Origin of the sequence: Pandoraea anapnoica (genome assembly GCF_902459765.1) — a bacterium.
Taxonomy (GTDB): Bacteria; Pseudomonadota; Gammaproteobacteria; order Burkholderiales; family Burkholderiaceae; genus Pandoraea; species Pandoraea anapnoica.
The window spans coordinates 138345-162324 of the sequence record NZ_CABPSP010000012.1 but is presented as its reverse complement, the minus strand read 5'-3'; the positions used below and the strand labels follow the sequence as shown (position 1 = coordinate 162324).

The 23980-nt window shown below is 62.6% G+C and carries 21 protein-coding genes; 13 read left to right on the top strand and 8 right to left on the bottom strand.

What is annotated here, in order from left to right:
- The first annotated feature begins 22 nt into the window (after window positions 1-22).
- From dapD to PAN31117_RS19315, 10 genes are all read left to right on the top strand, one after another.
- On the top strand, window positions 23-850 hold the full coding sequence (gene dapD, locus PAN31117_RS19360; protein WP_150577870.1) for a 2,3,4,5-tetrahydropyridine-2,6-dicarboxylate N-succinyltransferase: 828 nt from the start codon (window positions 23-25) through the stop codon (window positions 848-850).
- Between the two features lie 143 nt (window positions 851-993).
- Window positions 994-1341, top strand: a complete 348-nt coding sequence (locus PAN31117_RS19355; RefSeq protein ID WP_150739631.1) for an ArsC family reductase — start codon at window positions 994-996, stop codon at window positions 1339-1341.
- A 4-nt stretch (window positions 1342-1345) separates the two neighbouring features.
- Entirely contained in the window at window positions 1346-2497 is a 1152-nt protein-coding gene (gene dapE, locus PAN31117_RS19350) for a succinyl-diaminopimelate desuccinylase (RefSeq protein ID WP_150739630.1), read from the top strand.
- Between the two features lie 25 nt (window positions 2498-2522).
- Entirely contained in the window at window positions 2523-3419 is an 897-nt protein-coding gene (gene prmB / locus PAN31117_RS19345) for a 50S ribosomal protein L3 N(5)-glutamine methyltransferase (protein WP_150739629.1), read from the top strand.
- A gap of 165 nt (window positions 3420-3584) precedes the next feature.
- Window positions 3585-5012 (top strand): cardiolipin synthase, encoded by a 1428-nt coding sequence (gene cls, locus PAN31117_RS19340; RefSeq protein ID WP_150739628.1) that lies wholly within the window; start codon window positions 3585-3587, stop codon window positions 5010-5012.
- Between the two features lie 231 nt (window positions 5013-5243).
- Entirely contained in the window at window positions 5244-5834 is a 591-nt protein-coding gene (locus PAN31117_RS19335; protein ID WP_150739627.1) for a hypothetical protein, read from the top strand.
- Between the two features lie 220 nt (window positions 5835-6054).
- Window positions 6055-6645: a hypothetical protein gene (locus PAN31117_RS19330; RefSeq protein WP_150739626.1), complete on the top strand. Its 591-nt coding sequence runs from the start codon at window positions 6055-6057 to the stop codon at window positions 6643-6645.
- A gap of 30 nt (window positions 6646-6675) precedes the next feature.
- Window positions 6676-7275, top strand: a complete 600-nt coding sequence (locus PAN31117_RS19325; protein ID WP_150739625.1) for a hypothetical protein — start codon at window positions 6676-6678, stop codon at window positions 7273-7275.
- Between the two features lie 186 nt (window positions 7276-7461).
- A complete protein-coding gene (locus tag PAN31117_RS19320; protein ID WP_150739624.1) occupies window positions 7462-9402 on the top strand; it encodes an ATP-binding cassette domain-containing protein in 1941 nt (646 codons plus the stop codon).
- A gap of 115 nt (window positions 9403-9517) precedes the next feature.
- On the top strand, window positions 9518-10180 hold the full coding sequence (locus tag PAN31117_RS19315) for a hypothetical protein (RefSeq protein WP_150739623.1): 663 nt from the start codon (window positions 9518-9520) through the stop codon (window positions 10178-10180).
- A gap of 68 nt (window positions 10181-10248) precedes the next feature.
- Here PAN31117_RS19315 and radA read toward each other — a convergent pair whose 3' ends face one another.
- Window positions 10249-11622 (bottom strand): DNA repair protein RadA, encoded by a 1374-nt coding sequence (gene radA, locus PAN31117_RS19310; protein ID WP_039398772.1) that lies wholly within the window; start codon window positions 11620-11622, stop codon window positions 10249-10251.
- A gap of 22 nt (window positions 11623-11644) precedes the next feature.
- A complete protein-coding gene (gene alr, locus PAN31117_RS19305; protein WP_150739622.1) occupies window positions 11645-12715 on the bottom strand; it encodes an alanine racemase in 1071 nt (356 codons plus the stop codon).
- A 338-nt stretch (window positions 12716-13053) separates the two neighbouring features.
- Here alr and lplT point away from each other — a divergent pair, with 338 nt between their 5' ends.
- Both lplT and thiD read left to right on the top strand, forming a co-directional pair.
- On the top strand, window positions 13054-14346 hold the full coding sequence (lplT, locus tag PAN31117_RS19300) for a lysophospholipid transporter LplT (RefSeq protein WP_150739621.1): 1293 nt from the start codon (window positions 13054-13056) through the stop codon (window positions 14344-14346).
- A 1-nt stretch (window position 14347) separates the two neighbouring features.
- Entirely contained in the window at window positions 14348-15190 is an 843-nt protein-coding gene (thiD, locus tag PAN31117_RS19295) for a bifunctional hydroxymethylpyrimidine kinase/phosphomethylpyrimidine kinase (protein WP_150739620.1), read from the top strand.
- A 44-nt stretch (window positions 15191-15234) separates the two neighbouring features.
- Here the strand turns inward: thiD and PAN31117_RS19290 are convergent, their stop codons facing one another.
- Genes PAN31117_RS19290 through tsaB form a run of 4 tightly spaced genes read right to left on the bottom strand, consistent with a single transcriptional unit; the run spans window position 15235 to window position 18626 of the window.
- Entirely contained in the window at window positions 15235-16341 is a 1107-nt protein-coding gene (locus PAN31117_RS19290; protein ID WP_150739619.1) for a DUF1853 family protein, read from the bottom strand.
- Window positions 16302-17348: a uracil-DNA glycosylase gene (locus tag PAN31117_RS19285; protein ID WP_370855778.1), complete on the bottom strand. Its 1047-nt coding sequence runs from the start codon at window positions 17346-17348 to the stop codon at window positions 16302-16304. The genes PAN31117_RS19290 and PAN31117_RS19285 overlap by 40 nt, the downstream gene beginning before the upstream one ends.
- A gap of 37 nt (window positions 17349-17385) precedes the next feature.
- A complete protein-coding gene (rimI, locus tag PAN31117_RS19280; protein WP_150739617.1) occupies window positions 17386-17865 on the bottom strand; it encodes a ribosomal protein S18-alanine N-acetyltransferase in 480 nt (159 codons plus the stop codon).
- A complete protein-coding gene (gene tsaB / locus PAN31117_RS19275; protein ID WP_150739616.1) occupies window positions 17865-18626 on the bottom strand; it encodes a tRNA (adenosine(37)-N6)-threonylcarbamoyltransferase complex dimerization subunit type 1 TsaB in 762 nt (253 codons plus the stop codon). The genes rimI and tsaB overlap by 1 nt, the downstream gene beginning before the upstream one ends.
- A gap of 457 nt (window positions 18627-19083) precedes the next feature.
- Here tsaB and PAN31117_RS19270 point away from each other — a divergent pair, with 457 nt between their 5' ends.
- Window positions 19084-20979, top strand: a complete 1896-nt coding sequence (locus PAN31117_RS19270) for a DEAD/DEAH box helicase (RefSeq protein ID WP_150739615.1) — start codon at window positions 19084-19086, stop codon at window positions 20977-20979.
- Window positions 20980-21108: 129 nt separating this feature from the next.
- Here PAN31117_RS19270 and pip read toward each other — a convergent pair whose 3' ends face one another.
- Both pip and aceB read right to left on the bottom strand, forming a co-directional pair.
- A complete protein-coding gene (gene pip / locus PAN31117_RS19265; RefSeq protein WP_150739689.1) occupies window positions 21109-22047 on the bottom strand; it encodes a prolyl aminopeptidase in 939 nt (312 codons plus the stop codon).
- A gap of 334 nt (window positions 22048-22381) precedes the next feature.
- A complete protein-coding gene (gene aceB / locus PAN31117_RS19260) occupies window positions 22382-23977 on the bottom strand; it encodes a malate synthase A (RefSeq protein WP_150739614.1) in 1596 nt (531 codons plus the stop codon).
- Between the last annotated feature and the right edge of the window lie 3 nt (window positions 23978-23980).

Below are 23980 nucleotides of genomic sequence, written 5' to 3'. Positions count from 1 at the left end.
CCAACTGCAACTGATTCTCGCCATGTCGCAACAACTGCAAACCATTATCGATCAAGCCTGGGAAAACCGTGCCGAGATTTCGGCCAAGGCCGCGCCCGCCGACGTGCGTGAAGCCGTCTCCCACGTCATCGCCGAACTGGACAAGGGCGCGCTGCGCGTCGCCCAGAAGCAAGACGGTCAATGGATCGTCAACCAGTGGATCAAGAAGGCCGTGCTGCTGTCGTTCCGCCTGGAAGACAACGCCGTAATGCCCGCGGGCGGCTTCAGCCAGTTCTACGACAAGGTGCCGAGCAAGTTCGCCGACTACACCGCAGAAGACTTCGCCCGTGGCGGCTTCCGCGTCGTGCCGCCGGCCGTGGCTCGCCGTGGTTCGTTCATCGGCAAGAACGTCGTGCTGATGCCGTCGTACACCAACATCGGCGCATACGTCGACGAAGGCACGATGGTCGACACCTGGGCCACCGTCGGTTCGTGCGCCCAGATCGGCAAGAACGTTCACCTGTCGGGCGGTGTCGGCATCGGCGGCGTGCTTGAGCCGCTGCAAGCCAACCCGGTCATCATCGAAGACAACTGCTTCATCGGTGCCCGCTCGGAAGTCGTGGAAGGCGTGATCGTCGAAGAGAACTCGGTGATCTCGATGGGCGTGTATCTGGGTCAGTCGACCAAGATCTATGACCGCGAAACGGGTGAAGTCCATTACGGCCGCGTGCCGGCCGGTTCGGTCGTCGTGCCGGGCAACCTGCCCTCGAAGGACGGCAAGTACAGCCTGTATTGCGCCGTGATCGTCAAGAAGGTCGACGCGCAAACGCGCGCCAAGACGGCCATCAACGACCTGCTGCGCGGCGAATAATTCCGCGCAAGCGCCAAGGAGCCAACGTCGCAGCGGGTGCTGCGGCGGGGGCTTTGACCTTCGCGCTATGAAGTCCGCGTCGATGTTCGCATCGACGTTGTTGTGCCTAATGTTTTGCAATCGCCATCTCAGGAGTACCGGCAATGACCGCTGTGCTGTACGGCATTCCCAACTGCGATACCGTGAAGAAGGCGCGCACGTGGCTCGACGAGCACGATGTCGCGTACGACTTCCACGACTTCAAGAAGGCGGGCGTGAGCGACGCACTGCTGGGCACGTGGCTCGCACAAGTGCCTTTGTCAACGCTACTCAACCGCAAGGGCACGACGTGGCGCAAGCTCACGCCGGAGCAACAGGCGGCCGCCGCCGACGAGTCCGTCGCCCGCACCCTGATGATCGAAAATCCCTCGCTCATCAAGCGCCCTGTGCTGATGGCCGAAGGCAAGGTTTCCGTGGGCTTCACGCCCGACAGTTACGCCTCACGATTCTGATTTCATGACTTCCTCCCAAGGCGCCACGCTGGCGCTTACCGAGCAACTGATCGCCCGTCATTCGGTGACGCCCGAAGACCGCGACTGCCAGGCTATTCTGGCGCGCCGCCTCTCGGCCATCGGCTTTGCCTGCGAAACCATCGCCTCGAATGGCGTGACCAACCTGTGGGCGGTCAAACGCGGCACGCGCGGCACCGACGGCAAGCTGCTCGTCTTTGCGGGCCACACCGACGTTGTGCCGACCGGCCCGGTCGAGCAGTGGCATTCCGATCCGTTTGCGCCCACGCATCGTGACGGCATGCTTTACGGTCGCGGCGCGGCCGATATGAAGACGTCGCTGGCCGCGTTCGTCGTCGCCTCGGAGGAATTCGTCGCTCAGCACCCGGATCACGCCGGTGCCATCGGCTTTCTGCTCACGAGCGACGAGGAGGGCCCCGCCACCGACGGTACGGTGAAAGTTGTCGAAGCCCTGACGGCACGTGGCGAGCGTCTGGATTACTGCGTGGTCGGTGAACCGACGTCCAGCCAGCGCCTCGGCGACATGGTGAAGAACGGCCGTCGCGGCTCGATGTCCGGCAAGCTCGTCGTCAAAGGCGTGCAGGGCCACATCGCTTATCCGCATCTCGCCAAGAACCCCACGCATTTGTTTGCCCCGGCACTCGCCGAGTTGACACAGACCGTGTGGGACAACGGCAACGAATACTTCCCGCCCACGACGTGGCAAATCTCGAACATTCACGCAGGCACCGGTGCGACCAACGTCATTCCGGGCGAACTGACGGTGATGTTCAACTTCCGCTTCTCGACCGCCAGCACGTCCGATGGCCTTCAGCAGCGCGTGCATGAGTTGCTTGAGCGCCACGGCCTCACCTACACGCTCGACTGGTCGATCAGCGGTCAGCCGTTCCTCACGCCGCGTGGCGACCTGTCGGACGCGCTGTCGAGCGCCATCCGTGAAGAGACCGGCCTCGATACGGAACTGTCGACCACGGGCGGCACGTCCGACGGTCGCTTCATCGCACGCATCTGCCCGCAGGTCATCGAATTCGGCCCGTGCAATGCCAGCATCCACAAGATCGACGAGCACATCGCGATCGCCGACATCGAACCGCTGAAGAACGTCTATCGCGGCGTGTTGAAGCGTCTGGTGGCATAAGACACGGGCACACGGCTAATCCATCATGACGACTCAGAAGACCCACCCGTTCCAGACGTTGCGCGACCTGCTGCGCTACGCGGTCTCACGCTTTACCGAGGCCGAGCTGGCCTTCGGACACGGCACCGCTACGGCGTACGACGAAGCCGCATATCTGTTGCTGCACACGCTGCACCTGCCCATCGACACGCTCGACCCGTTCCTCGACGCCCGCTTGCTGCCGGAAGAAATCGAGCGCGCGCTGTCGGTCATCAACCGTCGCGCGGGCGAGCGCGTTCCCGCGTCGTACATCACGAACGAAGCGTGGATGCACGGCCATCAGTTCTATGTGGACGAGCGGGTCATCGTGCCGCGCTCGTTCATCGGCGAATTGCTCGAAGACGCATTGCAGCCGTGGGTCAATCACCCCGACGACGTCGCCGACGTGCTTGAACTGTGCACCGGCTCCGGATGCCTGGCGATCCTCGCCGCTGAGACGTTCCCGGCCGCGCAGATCGACGCCGTCGACATTTCGCACGATGCGCTGGATGTGGCGAAGATCAACGTGGCCGACTATGGTCTCGACGACCGTGTCGCGTTGCATCTGGGCGACCTGTACGCGCCGCTGCCGGACGGCAAGCGCTACGAAGTCATCATCACCAACCCGCCCTACGTCAACGAAGGCTCGATGCAGGTGCTCCCGGCGGAGTACCGTCATGAGCCTCGCCTGGCGCTTGCCGGTGGCGACGACGGCATGGACGTCGTGCGACGGATCATCGCAGGAGCACGCGAACGCCTGACGGACGACGGCGTGCTGGTCGTGGAAATCGGTAACGAGCGTCACTTTGTCGAAGCGGCGTTCCCTGATTTGCCGATCACGTGGCTGGCCACCAGCGCCGGCGACGACATGGTCTTCCTGGTGCAGGCTGCCGATCTGCCGTAACGCTGTTATCGCTGCGGCTACGTTTGGCCTCGCGGGCTCGCATGCCCTGACTTCAATGTCGATATTGTCGTCAGCGCCGCGAGCCCTCGCCTAAGTTCGCGCACCCCGGTTACACTCAAGGTCCCGAGTCGGCGCGACTCACGGCATGGAGGTATTTGAACCGTCATGGTGCTCAATTGGCTCGACGTCGGCTTTGCCGTCGCCTGTCTCCATGCATTGGGGATCGCCGCCGCGATCCATGCAGTTCTGACGGTGCGCACTTCGCAGGGTGCCGTCGCCTGGGCCGTCTCGCTCGTGACGATGCCCTATCTCACGCTCATCCCCTATCTGTTTCTCGGACGCTCGAAGTTCATCGGCTACGTGGAAGCACGCCGGGCGCGCAATGAGGTGCTGCAATCCCGAATGGGCGAGACGCAGTGGAGCGGCGAGCCGCCTGTCGCGATGGAAGCGCACCCGGAGTTTGCGGCGCTCACGGCCATGACCGGGATGTCGTTCGTGGCAGGCAATCGCGTCCGGTTGCTCGTCAACGGACGCGCCACGTTCGACGCCATCTTCGCCGCGATCGACCGCGCGCGCGATTACGTCATCGTTCAGTTCTTCATCGTCAAGGACGATGCGCTCGGTCGCGCCCTATCCGCTCGCCTGTTGGCGCGCGCCGCAACGGGCGTGAAGGTCTATCTCCTGTACGACAGCATCGGCAGCCACGACCTGCCGCGCAGCTATTGTCAGAAGCTGCGCGAGGGTGGCGTGCAGGTGCATGAGTTCGCAGCCAAAAAGCGCGGCATCTTCGTCAATCGCTTTCAGCTGAATTTCCGCAATCACCGCAAGATCGTGGTGATCGACGGCAACGAAGCGTTCATCGGGGGGCACAACGTCGGGGTGGAATACCTCGGAGAGAAGCCGCCGCTTGCGCCGTGGCGTGACACGCACATTTCCGTGCGTGGACCGGCAGTGGTGGGTATTCAGCGCGCCTTTGCCGAAGACTGGCACTGGTGTACGGGCATGGTGCCGGAGCTCAATCGTCAACCTGTCGCGTCCGGCGAAGACATGCACTGTCAGGTGGTGCCGAGTGGCCCCGCGGATCGACTGGAGACGTCCTCGCTCTTCTTCGTGACGGCGATCAATGCCGCACAAAAGCGTATCTGGCTCACTACGCCCTACTTCGTCCCCGACGAAGCCGTATTCGCCGCGCTGCGCCTGGCGGTACTGCGCGGTGTCGATGTGCGCATACTGATTCCGGACCGGGCGGACCATTATGTGGTCTTCGAGGCGACGACGTCGTATGCCTACGAGGCGGCGCGCAGTGGCATCAACGTTTATCGTTATCACCACGGCTTTATCCATCAGAAGGTCGTCCTGATCGACGACAACGCGGCGGCGGTCGGAAGCGCAAACCTCGACAACCGGTCGTTCCGCCTGAACTTCGAGATCATGCTGCTCACGGTGGACCGTGGTTTCGCCGATGACGTCGCCTTTATGCTCACGCATGACTTCGAGCACGCCGGGCTGCTCGATAAAGACGACTTCCGGAAGATTCCGCGATGGCGTCAGATCGTGATGCGCGTCGCAAGGTTGTTTGCACCGATTCTCTAGGGTCCGGGGGCATGCCCCCTTCGTCTCGCCTTACCCTCTTTCTCCCGCCAGATCCCGCACCGCACGTCACCTGTCAACGTTGACAGGTGACGCCCCGCATCTCCCGCGCATAGTCTCACTCAGACGATCCGTAGAACGTCTTTCCGAACCGGGAGATGCCCGTTCGGTGACGAGATCATATGCGCGCTTCGATGGTGCCGGGTCCGTCGGTGCCTTACTCAGGAGGCTATCATGGCCGAACATCAAAGTACCGGAGAACTGCTGACCAATGGCCAGTTCGCTAACGGCGATTTCCTCGGCTGGAGCGTCTCCGATCACGAGCAAATTTTCCTTGCACGACAGGAAAGCGGGCACGTTGCTGTTTTAATGCCTGTTCCCTACCTCAGCGGCATTTCACTTCGCCAGCGAGTGACTCAGGAGCGCGCAAGCGGTAAATACATTCTTACGTTCTGGATTCGGACGTCCGACAAGCGAGGAAACGCGGTTCCGGGTATCGCGCGAAACACGAACGTTCACTTATGGGTGCACCCGTTGGACGAAGGGGTCGGATACTGGTACAGGCTCGACCCACCCGCCGTGCAATTTTGGGGGAGGCGGGTCTATCACTTCTTGTTGGAAGACCGAGGCACCCTGCAATTTGAAATTTACTTCAACAACTATAACGCCCGCCCCGATGCGCAACACTTCACGCCGATCGAGCGCGAAGGCTACGAACAACTAGCCGTCGTCGATGAAAGCCCCGAACTCGTCTTGCCCGCCGATTCGGACGTCGGCGATTGGCCATATGCGATTCGTCACGTCTCATTGTTCAAGGCTGCCTGAGCGCAAAGACTCCTAGCCTTATTCTTAGTCTTCCACCAGATCTCGCTCCGCACGCCACCTGTCAACGTTGACAGGTGACGCGCCACGTCTTCCGCGCATAGATTCACACAAACGATCCGCTGAACGTATTGCCGGACCGGGAGATGCTCCGTTCGACGACGGGGTAACGCGCGTGTTCCGACGGTGCCGAACCTATCGGAACCTTAACAAGGAGGCTGACATGGCCGACCAACAAAGTACCGGCGAACTGTTGACCAACGGGCACTTTGCCACGGGCGATTTTGCGGGTTGGAGCGTCACCCACCCCGAGGACATTTTCCTCGCGCGACAGGAAGGCACGCACGTTGCCGTAATCATGCCCGTTCCCTACGACGCCCGCGTCCTACTTCGCCAGGAAGTAGTTCGGGAGCGAGCGAGCGGTTCATACATTTTTTCGTTCTGGCTTCGGACGTCCGATAAACGCGGGGATGCGTTTCCGGATATCACGCGAAAGACGAGCATTCATTTGTGGCTTCACCCGCACGACGGAGGGGACGGCCTCTGGGTCATTCTCGACCCGGTGGCCGTGCCATTTTGGAGCAAGTCCGTGTATCGGTTCTCGTTGAAAGACCGAGGCAGAATGCGATTCGAAATTTACTTCAATAACGAGAACGGCCGCCCTGATGCGCTACGCTCGCCCCCGATCGGACGAGAGGGCTACCAACAACTGGACGTCATCGATGAAAGCCCCGATCTCGTCTTGCCTGCCGATTTCGACGTCGGTGACTGCCCCTATGCCGTTCGTGATGTCTCCTTGTTCAAGGCCGCCTGATTCCAGGCACCTTCAACCGCGAGGTTCGTCATGCACACCATGGAAGGCAAGAAGGGAGAGATTCTGGCCAACGGCGATTTCGCCACGGGCAATTTTGACGGGTGGCGTGTAGTAGGTGATCCCACCCGCATCCATATGACTCAACAGGAGGGCGGGAACGTCGCCGTATTCTCGCCAGCGCTCACGCCTGAAGAATCAACAAAGCTTGAGCAGATCTGGGTTATCCCGCAAGCCGGGGGCGAGTACGGCGTGTCATTTGACTTTCGCGTTTCGGATGAACACGGCGCACCGATCGAGGGCATATATCGCCACTTCCACTGCTCGTTTTGGCTACATCCACACCGAGAGTCGGAACAGGGCCTGTGGTTAATACTGAACGCCACGGCCGTGCCTTACTGGCGTACGCGCTCCCACCGACTCACTTACGAGGCGCAGTTTTCGAAGAAGATGCAATTCTATGTCTACGATCCTGGCGGTGACGGAGACGGCATACCGAGGCCTGACAATGCCCCCGAAAACACAATGATTGTGAACGTACCTGATCCGATCCAGCTTTCAGAGGAGCACGAGCTCGTCCCCGGCGTTGTACATATCGCTTTTCGCAACTTCCGAGCGTTCAAGATCCGTTGACAAGGCGCGTTACTGCCATTCGCGTATCTCCGAAATGCATGACACGCGTCGCATGTCATGCATTCACGCCGCCCGCATCACCGATTCCCCCGCATTCCTCCGCCAATCTCGCCACACCCGGTAAAATACGCGTTTTCGCCGCGCGGTTGCGACGGCTTGGTTCGCCCCTCCCTATTCCCTTTCGCTGTGATCCGATTCGAACACCTCAGCCTCGCCCGCGGCACCAAGTCGCTCTTCGAAGACACCTCCGTCACGCTGAATCCCGGCGAGCGCGTCGGCCTCGTCGGCGCGAACGGCGCAGGCAAGTCCACGCTCTTCGCGCTATTGCGCGGCCAGTTGCACGCTGATAGCGGCGACGCCTTCGTGCCCAGCAGTTGGCGCGTCGCACACGTCATGCAGGAGACGCCTGCCGTCGATCGCACAGCGCTCGATTACGTGCTCGATGGCGACACTCGACTCAGAGAGATCGAAGCGAAGCTCGCCGCCGCCGAAGCCGCCCACGACGGACACGCCCAAGGTGAAGCCCACGCCGCCTTCGCCGACGCCGACGGTTACACCGCCCCGGCACGCGGAGAAGCCTTGCTCCTCGGCCTCGGCTTCACGCTCGCGCAAACGCAGTTGCCGGTTGCCAGCTTCTCCGGCGGCTGGCGCATGCGTCTGAATCTGGCGCAAGCGCTGATGTGTCCGTCCGATCTGCTGCTACTCGACGAACCGACCAACCACCTGGATCTGGACGCTATCGTCTGGCTCGAAGACTGGCTCAAGCGTTACGCAGGCACGCTAATCGTGATTTCCCACGATCGCGAATTTCTGGACGAAGTCTGTAACGTCACCCTGCATCTCGAGAACCAGCAGATCAAGCGCTACGGCGGCAACTACAGCCAATTCGAAATCACGCGCGGCCAGCAACTGGCGCTGCAACAGAACGCCTTCGATAAACAGCAGAAGACAATTGCGCACCTCGAATCGTTCATCACGCGCTTCAAAGCGAAGGCGACCAAGGCACGTCAGGCGCAGAGCCGCATGAAAGCGCTCGAAAAGATGGAGCGCATCGCGCCCGCACACGTCGCGTCGCCGTTCACGTTCGAATTCCGGCCGGCCGACAGCGCACCGAATCCGATGCTCGTACTCGAAGGCGTTCGCTGCGGCTATCGTCTCGATGATGGCGGCGAAAAGGTGATCCTCCCACATGTGACGATGTCGGTGCAGAACGAGCAACGCATCGGCCTGCTCGGCGCGAACGGCCAAGGGAAATCGACGCTCATCAAGACGCTTGCCGGTACGCTTGCAGCACTTGCCGGAGACGTGAAGACCGGCAAGGGATTACAGATCGGCTACTTCGCGCAACATCAGGTCGAAACCTTGCGTCACGACGATTCGCCGTTGCAGCACTTGCAGCGTCTCGCACCCGATACACGCGAGCAGGAATTGCGCGACTTCCTCGGTGGGTTCAACTTCCGAGGCGATATGGCGACGTCGTCCATCGCACCGTTCTCGGGCGGCGAAAAGGCGCGTCTGGCGCTCGCGCTCATCATTTGGCAAAAGCCGAACCTTCTGCTGCTGGACGAACCGACCAATCACCTGGATCTGGAAACGCGCCACGCCCTGACGATGGCGCTCGCACAGTTCGACGGCACGCTGATTCTCGTCTCGCACGACCGGCACTTGCTGCGCGCAACGACCGATCAGTTCCTGCTCGTGGCCTCCGGCGAAGTGAAGCCGTTCGACGGCGATCTCGACGATTACCGCGACTGGCTGCTGCAACACTCAGCCGATCAGCGCGCCGCCGCACGCGAAGCCAGCAGCGGCGCGGGCGATAGCGCGAGTGGCGACGATGGCGTCAATCGCCGCGATCAGAAGCGCGCCGAGGCGCAGGAACGCCAGCGTCTGTCGCAACTGCGCAAGCCGCTCCAGCGCAAGATCGAAAAACTCGAAGCGTCGATGAGCCAACTATCGGACGAGAAGGCTCGGCTCGATGCCATCCTCGCCGACAGCGCTACGTACGAAGAAGCGAAGAAATCGCTCCTGACCGATAGCCTCAAGCAGCAGGCCGATGTAACCGCCAGACTCGCCGACGTGGAAGCCGAATGGCTCGAAGCGCAGGAAGCCATGGAGCAGATCGTCTGACAGGTGTCGTGACGATACCTTCTACAGATCTGAAACCGAATTGAACACGATGTCGACATCAACGATTGATGCACGCCTGGATGCGCTGATCGCATCCATGACGACAATCGAGACAGTGCTTAAGACACTTGCTCAAGCGGACCGCACGGCGCTTGGACTCGCCCAGGCAGCACTGAGCGCATCCAAGCCACCGTCTGCGGGAACGCCCACCAGCTCGGCCGCGTTGGGTGAACTTGCCGGAGAAATGCACTTCCTGTCGCACGTCTCGATGGATGACCTGCTCGACGAGTGGCGTCGCCTATATGCGGAAGGCTCCACGGCAGCGCCGCAAGCCGCCAACGATGTCGACTCAGCGCCACGGCTTGTCGAACATCAGGCGATCTTCCGCGCGATGGTCTCGCACTTGAAAACCATGGCGACCGTGAGAAATCGAGAGGCAGACACTTTCCGCACCGCCTTCGCTTCGCTTGCGGAACTGATCGGGCAAAACGCCCCCGTCGAGAAGACGTTGATTGCGCGCATGCATGCCCTCGGTACGCAGTTACTGCATAAGGAAACGTGGCTGAGCGCTGGCACCGATGCAGGCGCTCAAGCGCGCAGCGTGACCTATCAGTCGCTCCAGCGCGAGGGAATGAGGTCCAATGCACACGCCGAGCAGCTCGTGGAACTGATCCAGCTCGATTTGACGCGTATGAAGTGGGTGAGCGATTTCGAACCCACCCTGAAGGCACAGACGGAGGCGCTTGCCTCCGCCAGCGCGGCGCTCGGCGGCAGTTAATGCCACGAGGCCGCTCGCTTCGGCACGCGATGTGCCGAAGCGTCGCGCAACATTAGTCCGAACGTGAACTACAGTCCGGCCACGACCGAGATGGCTTGTTCCAGACGGTCCACCGCGTGGACTTCCAGTCCGTCGATCGGCTGCTTCGGCGCGTTCGCTTTCGGAATGATCGCAATCGAGAAACCCAGCTTGGCCGCCTCCTTGAGGCGATCCTGACCACGCGGGCTCGGACGGATTTCCCCAGCAAGCCCCACTTCCCCGAACGCCACGATGCCCCGCGGTAGCGGTTTGTTGCGCAATGACGAGTGAATCGCGAGCAACACTGCGAGATCGGCCGCCGGTTCGGTAATCTTCACGCCGCCGACGGCATTCAGAAACACGTCCTGATCGAAACAGGCAATGCCCGCATGACGGTGCATCACTGCCAGCAACATCGCCAGACGGTTCTGCTCCAGCCCCACAGCCAGACGTCGAGGATTCGGCACCTGCGCCGTATCGACCAGCGCCTGCACCTCGACGAGCAGCGGCCGTGTGCCCTCCTGCGTCACCAGCACGCACGAACCAGGCACGCTTTGCTCATGCTGCGAAAGAAACAGCGCCGAAGGATTGGCCACGCCACGCAGGCCCTTTTCCGTCATCGCAAACACGCCCAGCTCATTCACAGCGCCAAAGCGGTTCTTGAACGCACGGACCAGACGATACGACGAATGCGTATCCCCTTCGAAGTACAACACCGTGTCCACAATGTGTTCGAGCACGCGCGGCCCGGCGAGACTGCCTTCCTTCGTCACGTGGCCGACCATGATGACCGTCACGCCACTCTGCTTGGCGGTGCGCGTCAGTTGTGCTGCGCACTCGCGCACCTGCGCGACCGATCCCGGGGCCGACGTCAGCGCTTCGGAATAGATCGTCTGAATCGAGTCGATGACGACGACGTCGGGTTTCTCCGATTCGATCGCACCGAGAATCTTCTCAAGCTGGATTTCGGCGAGCAGATCAAGTTCGCCACCGCCCTCACCCGCTGCGCCAAGACCGAGCCGCTGCGCACGCAATGCAATCTGCGCACCGGACTCTTCCCCGCTCACATACAGCGCACGGCGCTCACGCGCGAGATGCGCGAGCGATTGCAGCAGCAGCGTCGACTTGCCGATCCCCGGGTCGCCGCCGATCAATACCACACCGCCCGCGACCAGACCACCGCCCAGCACGCGATCAAATTCGCTCACGCCGCTGGAAAAACGCGGTACGTCGGAGGCTTCGATTTCCGCCAGCTTGCGAATCGGCGTGCTCTTGGCGAGCGATTGGTAGCGATGGCCGGTAGACGCCTCCGCCACCGATTCGACGAGCGTATTCCAGCCATTGCAATTGGGACACTGACCAGCCCACTTGGGGGTCTGGCCACCGCATTCGGTACAGATATAGACGGTCTTGGCTTTAGCCATGCAGGCAATCCTGTCGCGGGGTTCAGACGGCGTGAATCGGCACGCGACGCGCCACCGCACACATCAGTTCATAACCCAGCGTACCGGCCGAAGCGGCGACTTCGTCGATGCACAGGCCGCGCCCCCACAAGGCGACGGACGCTCCCACGCGCGCCTGCGGCACCGGCGTGAGATCGACCGACAACATGTCCATCGATACGCGCCCGATGGTACGCGTGCGCACACCGTCCACCAGAATCGGCGTGCCCGTGGGCGCGACGCGCGGATAGCCGTCGGCATAACCGCATGCCACGGTGCCAACGCGCATCGGCGTCTCCGCGACGAACGAACTGCCGTAGCCGACGGAGCCACCGGCAGGCACGTCCTGAATGCCGATGAGTTCGGCTTCGAGCGTCTGCGCCGGCTGAAGGTCGAGTTGCGCGGCCGTCACTTCCAGCCCCTTCGGCGACGAACCGTAGAGCATGATGCCAGGACGCACCCACGCACCATGCGCGGCCGGATGGAACAACGTGGCGGCCGAATTGGACAGGCTGCGCTCGCCCGGCACATCGCAAGCACCACGCTCGAACGTCTCCATCTGATGCGCAATGCCCCGCTCGCCGTCGGCGTCGGAGAAGTGCGTCATCAGCACGATCTGGCTCACACCGGCAATGGCCCGCGCGCGTTCCCACGCGGCGCGAAAGCGCTCCGGCGCGAATCCGAGACGGTTCATGCCGGAGTTCATCTTGAGCTGGATATTGAGCGGTTTCGTCAGACGCGTGGTCTCGAGCATGCGCAACTGTTCGTCGCTATGCACCGTGGTCGTCAGACCGTACTTGTCGACGATGGCGAGATCTTCGGGCTTGAAGAACCCTTCGAGCAGCAGAATGGGACCGGCCCAGCCCAGCTCTCGCAGGCGCACGGCCTCTTCGAGGTCTAGCAGGCCGAAACCATCGGCGTCACGCAATCCGGGGTAAGCGTTTTCGATGCCATGTCCGTAGGCATTGGCCTTGACCACCGCCCAGACTTTGCTGTTGGGGGCGTGACGGCGGGCGACATCGAGATTATGAGCGAGTGCTGCGGTATGAATCGAAGCTTTGATTGGACGAGGCATGGCAGGATCGAATCTTAGGGGAAGCTGCGCCAGCACAGGCCGGCGGCATAACGCATCGGCATATTTTCGTGTTATAAAGCCGTGCGCACAACTTGTTTTGCCGAAATCTTTTTCCCGATAACAATATCGGTCTCAGACCGAGGGCGACCGGGCGCCCGGCACGGGGGCTTCAAGACCGAACATACGGTCCATTAGCGACTTTTGCATGGCCGATGAGCGCAGATACCCCTGTGTTTAAGCCCGGTTTCTTCCCGTATGGGTATCCCTGACGGGATACCGCGGATTCCGACAACCGAGACACGCAAGTTTTACGCCGCACGGGATCGACTCAAGTACCGATGAAGAAAGGCTTTTATACCATCATGGCCGCGCAGTTTTTTTCGTCGCTGGCCGACAATGCATTGCTGATTGCCGCAATCGCACTCCTGAAGGATCTGCATTCCCCGCAGTGGATGACACCGCTGCTCAAACTCTTCTTCGTTCTCTCGTACGTCATTCTCGCCGCCTACGTCGGTGCGTTCGCCGACTCGATGCCCAAGGGCAAGGTCATGTTCATCAGCAACTCGATCAAGGTCGTGGGCTGTCTGATGATGCTGTTCGGCTCGCACCCGTTGATTGCGTACGGCGTGGTGGGCTTCGGCGCAGCGGCGTACTCGCCCGCGAAGTACGGCATTCTCACGGAGCTGTTGCCCGCCGAGAAACTCGTCGCAGCGAATGGCTGGATCGAAGGATTGACCGTCAGTTCGATCATTCTTGGCACCGTGCTCGGCGGCGCGCTCATCAGTCCGCACATATCCGCATGGGTGCTGCACCACACCCCTGAGGTGATCAACTCGCCGGCGATGGCCGCGATGATCATCATCATGGGCATTTATGTAATTGCTGCACTGTTCAATCTGCGCATTCCCGATACCGGCGCACGCTATGCGCGTCAGGAACGCAATCCGATCAAGCTGATCTCCGACTTCGCCGATTGCTTCGTCACGCTGTGGCGCGACAAGCTGGGCCAGATCTCGCTCGCCGTCACCACCCTGTTCTGGGGGGCCGGTGCTACGCTCCAGTTCATCGTGCTGCGGTGGGCCGAAAAGGCCCTCGGCATGACGCTTTCCGAAGGTGCGATCCTGCAAGCCGTGTCGGCTGTGGGCGTGGCCATCGGCGCGATCGTCGCCGCCTCGCGCATTCCGCTCAAGCGCTCGCTGTCGGTGCTGCCGGTCGGCATTGCGATGGGGATCGCCGTCATGGCCATGGCTTTCTTCTCGAAGGACTTGCTGCCCTGGGGCACCGAATGGAAGGTGCCGCTGTATCTGATCGTCTCGTATATCTTCCTGATCATCGTCGGCGCGCTCGCGGGTTTCTTCGTGGTGCCGATGAATGCTCTGCTCCAGCACCGTGGCCATGTGCTGCTCTCGGCCGGCCACTCCATTGCTGTGCAGAACTTCAACGAGAACCTGTCGGTGCTGATCATGCTGTGCCTCTACGCGCTGCTGATCTGGTTCAATGTGCCGGTCGGGGTCGTGATCATTCTTTTCGGGGTGTTCGTGTCGGGAACGATGTGGCTCGTCATGAAGCGTCACCAGGCCAATCAGCGCGAATTCGATTCGGTCGCGCTCATTGGCGAAGTCAAGCATTGATATGAATTTGCGTCAGCCTTCCCAAGCACGTCAGTCGTCCATTCCCATCGCCCTCACCATCGCCGGCTCCGACTCCGGCGGTGGCGCAGGCATTCAGGCCGACCTCAAGACCTTCTCAGCCCTCGGCGCCTATGGTGCCAGCGTGATTACAGCGCTCACCGCGCAGAACACGCAGGGCGTGACGGACATTCACACGCCGCCCGCAAGCTTTGTGACGGCGCAGATGGACGCCGTCTTTCAGGATCTGAAGGTCGACGCCGTCAAGATCGGCATGCTCGCTAATGCGGATGTCGTGCGTGCCGTGGCCGCCGGGCTGCGTCAATACAAGCCGCGCTTCGTCGTGCTCGACACGGTCATGATCTCGAAGAGCGGTCACGCGCTGCTACAACCGGATGCGGTCGCGGCCTTGCGCGACGTACTGCTGCCACTGGCCGACATCATCACGCCGAATCTGCCGGAAGCGGCAGCATTGCTGGGGGTAGAAGCCGCGACGGACGAAGCCGAGATGGAGCGCCAGGCACAGGCACTGCGCGCGCTCGGCGCTCGCAACGTGCTGGTCAAGGGTGGTCATCTGGCGGGGGATCTCAGCCCGGACTGGCTCGTGAGTGCGACTGGCGTCGAGCGGTTCAACGCACCGCGCATTGCAGCCCATAACACGCACGGCACGGGCTGCACGCTCTCCGCCGCGCTCGCCGCACTCCGCCCGCGTCGCAACGACTGGTCGGACACCGTGCGCGACGCGAAGGCGTACCTCAACGGCGCGCTTGCCGCCAGCGACGAACTTCAGATCGGCAAAGGCATCGGGCCGGTTCACCACTTCCACGCCGTCTGGCCGAAAGACTGAGCGACAGATCAGGAAGCGGCGGCGGCGCGATCACCGATCCGGCGTCAGATCGATGGCGCGTCGTCGGCACTTTGCGCCAGTGCGCGTCGCGCTGCGGCGTCTGCCCGCTCACTCAGCTCTTCGATGCGATGCCGTGCACGCGGCGCCCAGAAGTCGGGGACGATGAAACCCCGCTCGCATTCGAACCAGGCTCCGTCAACTTCCTCGCCAGCGCCTCTTCTCAACGCAACGATCAGCAGCGGCTCTGCTACCCCACGCTCATGCCAGTGCGTCTCGATGCGGGCACGCATGGCTTCCGGCGAGAGCACCGTCGAAGCTTCGACGCGTGCGGGCGCAAGCCAGCGCGCGCGTGGCAGCATGGCCCAGGCCTGATGTGGCGATACCGATTGCGCGTGCGACCACCACGCATCGAGCGTCGCCCACCAGCCTCTACCATGTCCCTCGGACACCAGTTGCGGCAGCCGCCCCTGCTGCCCGAGCGGATGAAACAGCCATCCCTTGAGATACACCTGAGGCAACCACGGCCCATCGGCAGGCAGCGCACTGCGCGCGGCGTCAAGTGTGGTCAGGCGCAATTGATGGCCGAGCAACCGCGCCACCTTGTCTGCAAGACTGTCGGCGAGATTAGGTCCCAGCCAACGGAACTGGAGGGCGCGCTCGTCGAGCGTACCCGCTGTCTCCGGCGACTCCGACGCCTCCGGCGGAACGAACAGATACAGCTTCACCGCCAGTTCCCAATGCAATAACTGGCGATCGGCGAGACGCGTCATAAGAAAGTCGCACTCTCCAAGCGTCATGTTGCCGCGACGCGCGTCGCGAACCTGCAAACCGGCGGCGTGCAGATCGAAGTGCGGGCTATGCAGCAACGCGAAATGCAGCAGTTGCTCTGCATAGCGCCCCAGACGGTGGCTTTCGCCGCGCGCCATCATCTCGTGCAACGGCGCGGGATCGGCGTCACAGGCGAGCAGCCAGTCGTGAAGGATTTGAGAGGGGAAGACGGGTTCGGCGTTGAAGTGCGCCAATGCCGCCGGGAATCGGGCGGCACTGAGCAGATCGGCGGACAACAATAACCACGCGAGGTCGCGCACCGGCGCCTCGCGCAGCGTTTCGATCAGTTCGCCGTAGGCTTGTGGTCCGGAGTCGTTTCGCACACGGCCTCATAGGTAGCCCGCGCCAGGCACCAATCCGTCCAGGCCTTGGCCTTGTCGGGCAGACTGCGCAACAGATAGGCCGGATGGTACGTCACGATCACCGGCACCCCTTCGTACTCATGCACGCGTCCGCGCAAGCTGGCGATGCTCGCCTGCGTCCGCAAAATACTCTGCGCCGCAAAGCGGCCCATCACCACGATCACGCGCGGCTTGAGCAACGCGACCTGACGCTTCAGATAAGGCTCGCAACTCGCCACTTCAGCCGGTTCCGGATCGCGGTTGTTCGGCGGGCGGCACTTGAGCACGTTGGCGATGTACACGTTCTCGCCTCGCCGCAACGCCGACGCCCGCAGCATGTTGTCGAGCAGCTTACCCGCCTGACCGACGAACGGCTCACCTTGCAAGTCCTCCTGCTGCCCGGGCGCTTCGCCCACCAGCAGCCAGTCGGCCTCGCGGTCACCAACGCCGAAGACTGTCTGCGTGCGCTTCTCGCACAAACCGCACAAGCGGCAACCGGCAACGCGTTCCGTGAGCGCTTCCCAGTCCAGCGTCTCCACGCCCGGCAATGCAGGACGCGACGGCGCGTCCTCGCCCGCATCGCGTACGATCGACCAGAGCGCGGCATCGGCGGCGGCGTCGCCATCACCGTTGCCTTCGCTGTCCAGCCACATCGGGATGTCGTCGGGCGGCATGTCGGCGGAGGCGCGACGCGAAGTCTCCCGTGCTACCGGCGTCGGCGCGAAGTCGCGCGGCGCGGGAGGTGTCGGAGCCGCAGGACGCGCGGGCGCATCGTCGAACGCGGACGGACGGGCAGCAGGACGTGCGGCACTCACTGGCGCGCCTGATGGCACCGCTGACGGTGCGACATCCCACGGCGGCAAGTCGTCGCTTTGCGCAGCCCCTGGCGCATCAAGCGTTGCCACGTCGCCATGCCCGGCAGACGCCGCAGCCGTAACATCGGCGGCCTGCGCCGCATGGGCCGCATTCGCCACGGCGTCGTTGGACATCCACACCGGCCACAGCCCGAACTCTTCAAGAATCGCTTTAGGCCACGGCACGATCGATCTCCCACGACAGGCGCATCACAATGGCGTCTTCACGACGCCCACTCGCTGGATAGTATCCCTTGCGTCGGCCGATCTGCTCGAAACCGAAACGCTCGTAAATGCGTAACGCCCGCACATTGGACGGACGCACCTCCAGCAGCACCCCGCCCATGCCCTGCTCACGAGAGACACGCACGATCTCCTGCAACAACTGCACGCCGAGCCCGTTGCCTTGCATTTCGGGCACGACGCAAACATTAAGCAGATGCGATTCATCGACCACCGGCATCAACAGGAAATACCCGAGCAACGTCCCGTCGACAGCCCGCAGACAAACGCCCTGATGCCCGGCATCCAGTGAATCGGCGAAGTTCTGGCGCGTCCACGGAAACGGGTACGCGCGCACTTCGACCGCGACAACTTCGTCGAGGTCTGCCGGTGTCATCGGCGAATAGTGATTCGGTCCGGCCTGCCGCATCAGGACGCCCCCTTGCCGCTCGCTTGCGCCCCTGCCTGCTTGATGGCTTCGCGCTCGGCGGTCGTCTGCGCCACTTTGTTGCGGATGTAGACGGGCATGGCCTGATCGGCCGGAATGGCCTCGCCGCGAGCGAATGCGCGGGCGGCGAGTTCGGCGACGTGACGGGCGCGCGGCATGGCGTCGGCCAGCACGGCCTGCGCCTGCGCGCTCGCCTGCAGACGCTCGCCGAAGGCCGTCACTGCGTTGCCTGCGATGACAAATTCGGCGTCCGGTGCGCGCACCTGTTCGGCGGCATCCAGTGACGGGGCCTGCACTTCGCGCCAGTCGAGCGTCGCGTCGTCCCAGACGTAATCGGCCCAGTAGGCCTCATTCATGCGCGCGTCGAGCGCGACGAGCACACGCTGCGTGCCCACACGCATGGCACGCGCCGCTTCGGCACAGGCGACGAGCGTGCCGACGGGTACGACCGGCAACCCGGCACCGAACGCCAACCCCTGCGCTACGCCGCAGGCCGTACGCAGTCCGGTAAACGACCCCGGCCCTGCGCCAAAGGCAATTGCGTCGCAATCGGCCAGCGTCAGGCCAGCCTCGCGCAGGACATCGCGGGCGGCGGGAAGAATGTGCGTACTGGAAACCGGGCCAGTGTCGAGATGGCGTTCGGCCACAAAGGCCGCTGCGCCGCTGGCGGGATCATGGCGATACACGGCGACCGAACAGAACTCGGTCGAGGTGTCGAGGGCAAGAAGCGTAATCGATGACATGGCGCTATTGTAATCGGCCGCACGGCGAGCAATCCAGCGGGATGAAGGGATTGCGCGCCAGGCATACCGGGGCGGACGCCGGGAGACGTCCCCGGCCGGTTTGCCGCGCAATTGCCCCGCTGTTGAGCCCCGTCCACGGCGGCCCCACCACCCCGTGCAAATCCGAACGTGCATTTTTTCTGGAATGGGTATATAATCCGCGCTTCGCTTCGCGGGGCACCAAGTGTTACCCCGTCTGGCGACGAAAAACTGCGTTTTGCCCCAATCCTGTGATAAGCCGCTGTAGTTCTTGCCGGTACTGGCGTTCTTAGGAACGACCCGCCACCGTCCCCCGGCTTACGATACGGATTTCGATCCGCTTTCTGCCCCATCCGCGATTTGCTTCCTGCTTGCGACGAATTGGGTTTGCCGATTGGCGCCAACGCCCCGACATAACCCTTAATCCGCAAGAGGATTCATGGAACAGCCTTCCAAGCTGTCTGCCATCGCGCAGACGTATTTCCCGTCGTCCGAAGAAATTGAAAACGGCGCTGCCGCATCCGCCGCGTCCGTTGACGTCGCTACTGCCGACAACAACGACGGTAAGCCCACGTTCGCCGAACTCGGCCTGAACGAAGCCATTCTCTCGGCCCTGAACACCGCCGGTTACACCCACCCGACGCCTGTCCAGCAGCGTGCGATTCCCGCCGCGCTTGCCGGTCGCGATCTACTGGTGTCGAGCCCCACGGGTTCGGGCAAGACGGCCGCCTTCATGCTGCCGGCCATCCACCGCTTCGCAGAAATGCAAGCCAGTGGCGAACTGAGCGCTCGCACCGCACCGGCCGCGCATCCGCGCAACCAGCCGGCCGCCCCGGGCGAGAAGCCCCGCAAGGGACAGCGCGTGCGCCGCGTCGCCGCGCAACCGCTGCTGCTCGTGCTCACGCCGACGCGTGAACTGGCACAACAGGTGTCGACCGCTGCAGATACGTACGGCAAGCAACTGCGCCGTCTGCGCACGGTGAGCATCCTGGGCGGCATGCCCTACCCGCGTCAGCTCGAAATGCTGGCGAAGCAGCCGGAGATCATCGTGGCGACGCCGGGCCGTCTGCTCGACCACATCTCCAGCGGCAAGATCGATCTGTCGCAACTGATGATGCTGGTCCTCGACGAAGCCGACCGCATGCTCGATATGGGCTTCATCGACGACATCCAGACCATCGTCGACGCCACGCCGGAAGCGCGTCAAACGTTGCTGTTCTCGGCAACGATCGACGGCCGCATGGGTGAAATCACGCGTCGTCTTCTGCGCGATCCGGAAACCATCGAGATCACGCGTGGTAGCGACCAACGCACCAACGAAAACATCGAGCAAACGCTGCACTATGTGGACGACCGCGCCCACAAGGACCGTCTGCTCACGCACCTGCTCGGCAACGATTCGCTCGACCAGGCCATCGTGTTTACGTCGACCAAGCGCGACGCCGACCTGCTGGCAGACCAGCTCGAACAAGCTGGTTTCGATAGCGCCGCACTGCATGGCGACATGCCGCAAGGCGTGCGTAACCGTACGCTGCGCGCCCTGCGCGAGCGTCGTGTACGCGTGCTGGTGGCCACGGACGTCGCCGCTCGCGGCATCGACGTGCCGGGCATCACGCACGTGTTCAACTACGATCTGCCGAAGTTCGCAGAAGACTACGTCCACCGTATCGGTCGTACGGGCCGTGCTGGCCGTCGTGGCGTGGCCGTGAGCCTCGCCGCACACGCCGAAATCGGTGCTGTGAAGCGCATCGAACGCTACACGCGTCAGCCGCTGCCGGTGAACGTTGTGGCCGGCTTCGAGCCGCGCCGCGCGCCGCCGAAGGCTGGCGCTGGCGGCAAGCGTCCGGGCGGTCCGGGCCGTGGCGGTCCGCGCCATGGTCAGGGCAACGGTGGTGGCCGTTGGAGCAACAACGGCCCGCGTCAGGGTAATGGCGGCGGCTACGGTGGCGGCAACGGCGGCGGTTATCAGGGCGGTCAGCGTTTCGGTGGCACCAAGCCGGCGGGTACGTTCGAGCGTCGTGAGAACTCGGGCTACCAAGGCGGTTACCAGCAAGCTGAAGGCGGCAATGCCGGCGGCAACGGTTTCTCGAACGGCAGCGCAACGGATCGCTTCGAGCGTCGCTCGCCGCGTCCGTTCGACGGCAACCGTCAGGATCGCGCCCCGCGTTCGTTCGAAGGTGGTCGTCCGTCTGAAGGCGGCTATCGCCAAGACCGTGGCACCCGCAGCTTCGACGGCCAACGTCAGGATCGCGGCTTCGGCGGCAATCGTGGCAACGGCGGTAATGGTGGCTACGGCGGCAACGGCGGCGGCTACAACAAGCGTCGCGGCGACTAAGCCAACGGATATCGGTGAGGCGGGCTAATCCCCGTCTTGCGCGAATCGACAAAAACCCCGGCATTGACGGCTAACGTCATTGCCGGGGTTTTATTTTGACCCAACGGTTCGAGGCTGCAAAACGCAGCATCAGCCCTCCGCAGCAAACCGATCCGTCGCCTCGATCAGCCAATGCTGGATCGTCGGCTCACTGAAGGCGTGTCCGGCATCCGGTGCCCAGTAGAAGTCGGCTTCAGGCCACGCCTTGTGAAGCTCCCACGCGGTGCGGGCCGGCGTCGCCACGTCGTAGCGTCCCTGCACGATCACACCGGGGACGTCACGCAACGCACGCGCGCCCCCGATCAGTTGGTTCGGCTTCAGGAAACCGTCGTGCACGAAGTAGTGATTTTCGATGCGCGCAAACGCAATCGCGTAATGCGGATCGCCGAACGCTTCGGCCAACTGATCGTCCGGCAGCAATGTGATCGTGCTGCCCTCCCACATGCTCCATGCGCGCGCCGCTTCGATGCGCACCGACTCGTCGCGATGCGTGAGTCGCTTCTGATACGCGCGCATCAGATCACCGCGCTCTTCGAGCGGAATCGGTGCAAGAAACGTTTCCCAACGGTCCGGAAACAGCCACGACGCGCCCTTCTGGTAATACCAGTGCAACTCTTCGCGTCGCACCGTAAAAATCCCGCGAATGACCAGTTCGCTCACACGGCTCACATGGGCCTGCGCGTAAGCCAACGCCAGCGTGCTGCCCCACGAGCCGCCGAAAACGAGCCATTGCGCGTAACCGAACTTCGTGCGCAAGGCTTCGATATCGTCGACCAGATCCCATGTCGTGTTGTGGTCGAGACTCGCGTGCGGCAACGAGCGTCCGCAGCCGCGCTGATCGAACAGCGTGATGCAGTACTTCGAAGGATCGAACAGTCGCCGGTGCTCGGGCGAATAGCCGCCACCGGGGCCGCCGTGCAGGAACACTGCGGGCTTGCCCTTGGGATTGCCGCAGCGCTCCCAATAGATGTTGTGGCCATTGCCGACGTCGAGCACGCCGGACTCGAAAGGCTCGATGTGGGGATACAAACGGCGTGGCGACGCAGGGATTTCCTCGACGATCTTGCCGGGTCCGCGAGGCGCACGCATCAGCGGTGCGGCATCGGAAGCATTGACGGAGGTATTCGGAACCTCTGGAATATCGGGCGACATCAGCATCCTCTCAAAACGTGGACGAGTAGGACGAGGACCAACACATCAAAGTTCAGTGTAGCGCGGCGAATCAAACAAGACAAAGTACGCGTAAAACGGAATGGGACGATGTCGCCATCGTCCCATTGCGTTGCCCGTATTGCGTTCCGGCGTCTGAGCGTCGTACCGTCATGCTGCCCGCATCGGCTTTGCATGACGGCAGACGCGGCCATCAAACCTCTTCGTAAAGCGGCAGCGTGAGGAAGTCGACGAAGTTCTCGCTCGTGCTCATGGTCTCGAAGATCACAGCGGCGCGATCATACGTCGGCGCGACCTGCCCCACGAGTTCCTTGACGTTGGCGAGTTCCTGCGGAATCAGTTCGCGCACCAGTTCGGCGGTGACCTTGCGACCGTCGTCGAGCTTGCCCTTCGGCGAGCGAATCCACTGCCACACTTGCGAGCGCGAAATCTCGGCAGTGGCAGCGTCCTCCATCAGGTTGTGGATCGGCACGCAACCGTTGCCCGCCAACCACGCGCCCAGATAGTGGATGCCGACGTTGATGTTGTTGCGCAACCCGGCTTCGGTGATCGGCGCTTCCGGCTTGAACTCCAGCAGGTCGCGGCCCTTGACGCTCACGTCGTCGCGTTGCTTGTCGATCTGGTTCGGACGATCGCCCAGTACCTTCACGAACTCTTCCATCGCGACCGGCACCAGCCCCGGGTGCGCGACCCAGCCACCGTCGTAACCGTCGGTCGCATCGCGCGCTTTGTCGCTGCGGATGCCAGCCATCGCCTTTTCGTTCGCCTCTGGATCGCCCTTGATTGGAATGAGCGCGCTCATGCCGCCAATCGCCGGTGCATTGCGGCGGTGACACGTCTTGAGCAGCAGTAACGCGTAAGCGCGCATGAACGGCACTGTCATGTTGATGCGGCTGCGGTCGGCGAGACAAAAGTCGGCGTCGACCTTGAACTTCTTGATGCACGAGAAGATGTAGTCCCAACGACCGGCGTTCAGGCCCGAGCTATGCTTGCGCAGCTCGTACAGGATTTCGTCCATCTCGAATGCGGCAAGAACGGTCTCGACGAGCACCGTCGCCTTGATGGTTCCTTGCGACACGCCCAGTTCGTTCTGCGCGAACACAAACACGTCGTTCCACAGACGCGCTTCGAGATGGCTCTCCAGCTTCGGCAGGTAGTAGTAAGGGCCGAAACCACGCTCAAGCGACGTCTTCGCGTTATGGAAGAAATGCAGGCCGAAGTCAAACAGACTGCCCGACATGCGCACGCCGTCCACGCTCACGTGTTTTTCGTCGAGATGCCAGCCGCGCGGACGCACGATCAGCGTCGCGACCTTATCGTTAAGTTGGTAGTGCTTGCCGTTCTGCTCAAGGCTGATGGTGCCGCGCACGGCGTCGCGCACATTGATCTGCCCTTGCAGCTGGTTATGCCAGTTCGGGGTGTTCGAGTCCTCGAAGTCGGTCATGTAGCTGTCCGCGCCCGAATTCAGCGCGTTGATGATCATCTTGCGCTCGACCGGTCCGGTGATCTCCACGCGACGGCATTGCAGCGCATCCGGCAGCGGCGCAATACGCCAGTCTGCGTCACGGATGGCCTGCGTCTCAGGCAGAAAATCGGGCACTTCACCGGCATCCAGACGCGCCACGCGCGCTTCACGGGCGGCGAGCAACGTCTGACGTTGCGACTCGAACGCGCGATGCAACTTCGCAACGAACGCCAGCGCTTCGGGGGTCAGAATGGCTTCGTATTCGGGACGGATATCGGCGGCGTCGACATGCAGTTGCATGCCCGGGGGCAGACTCAAAGGCATCAG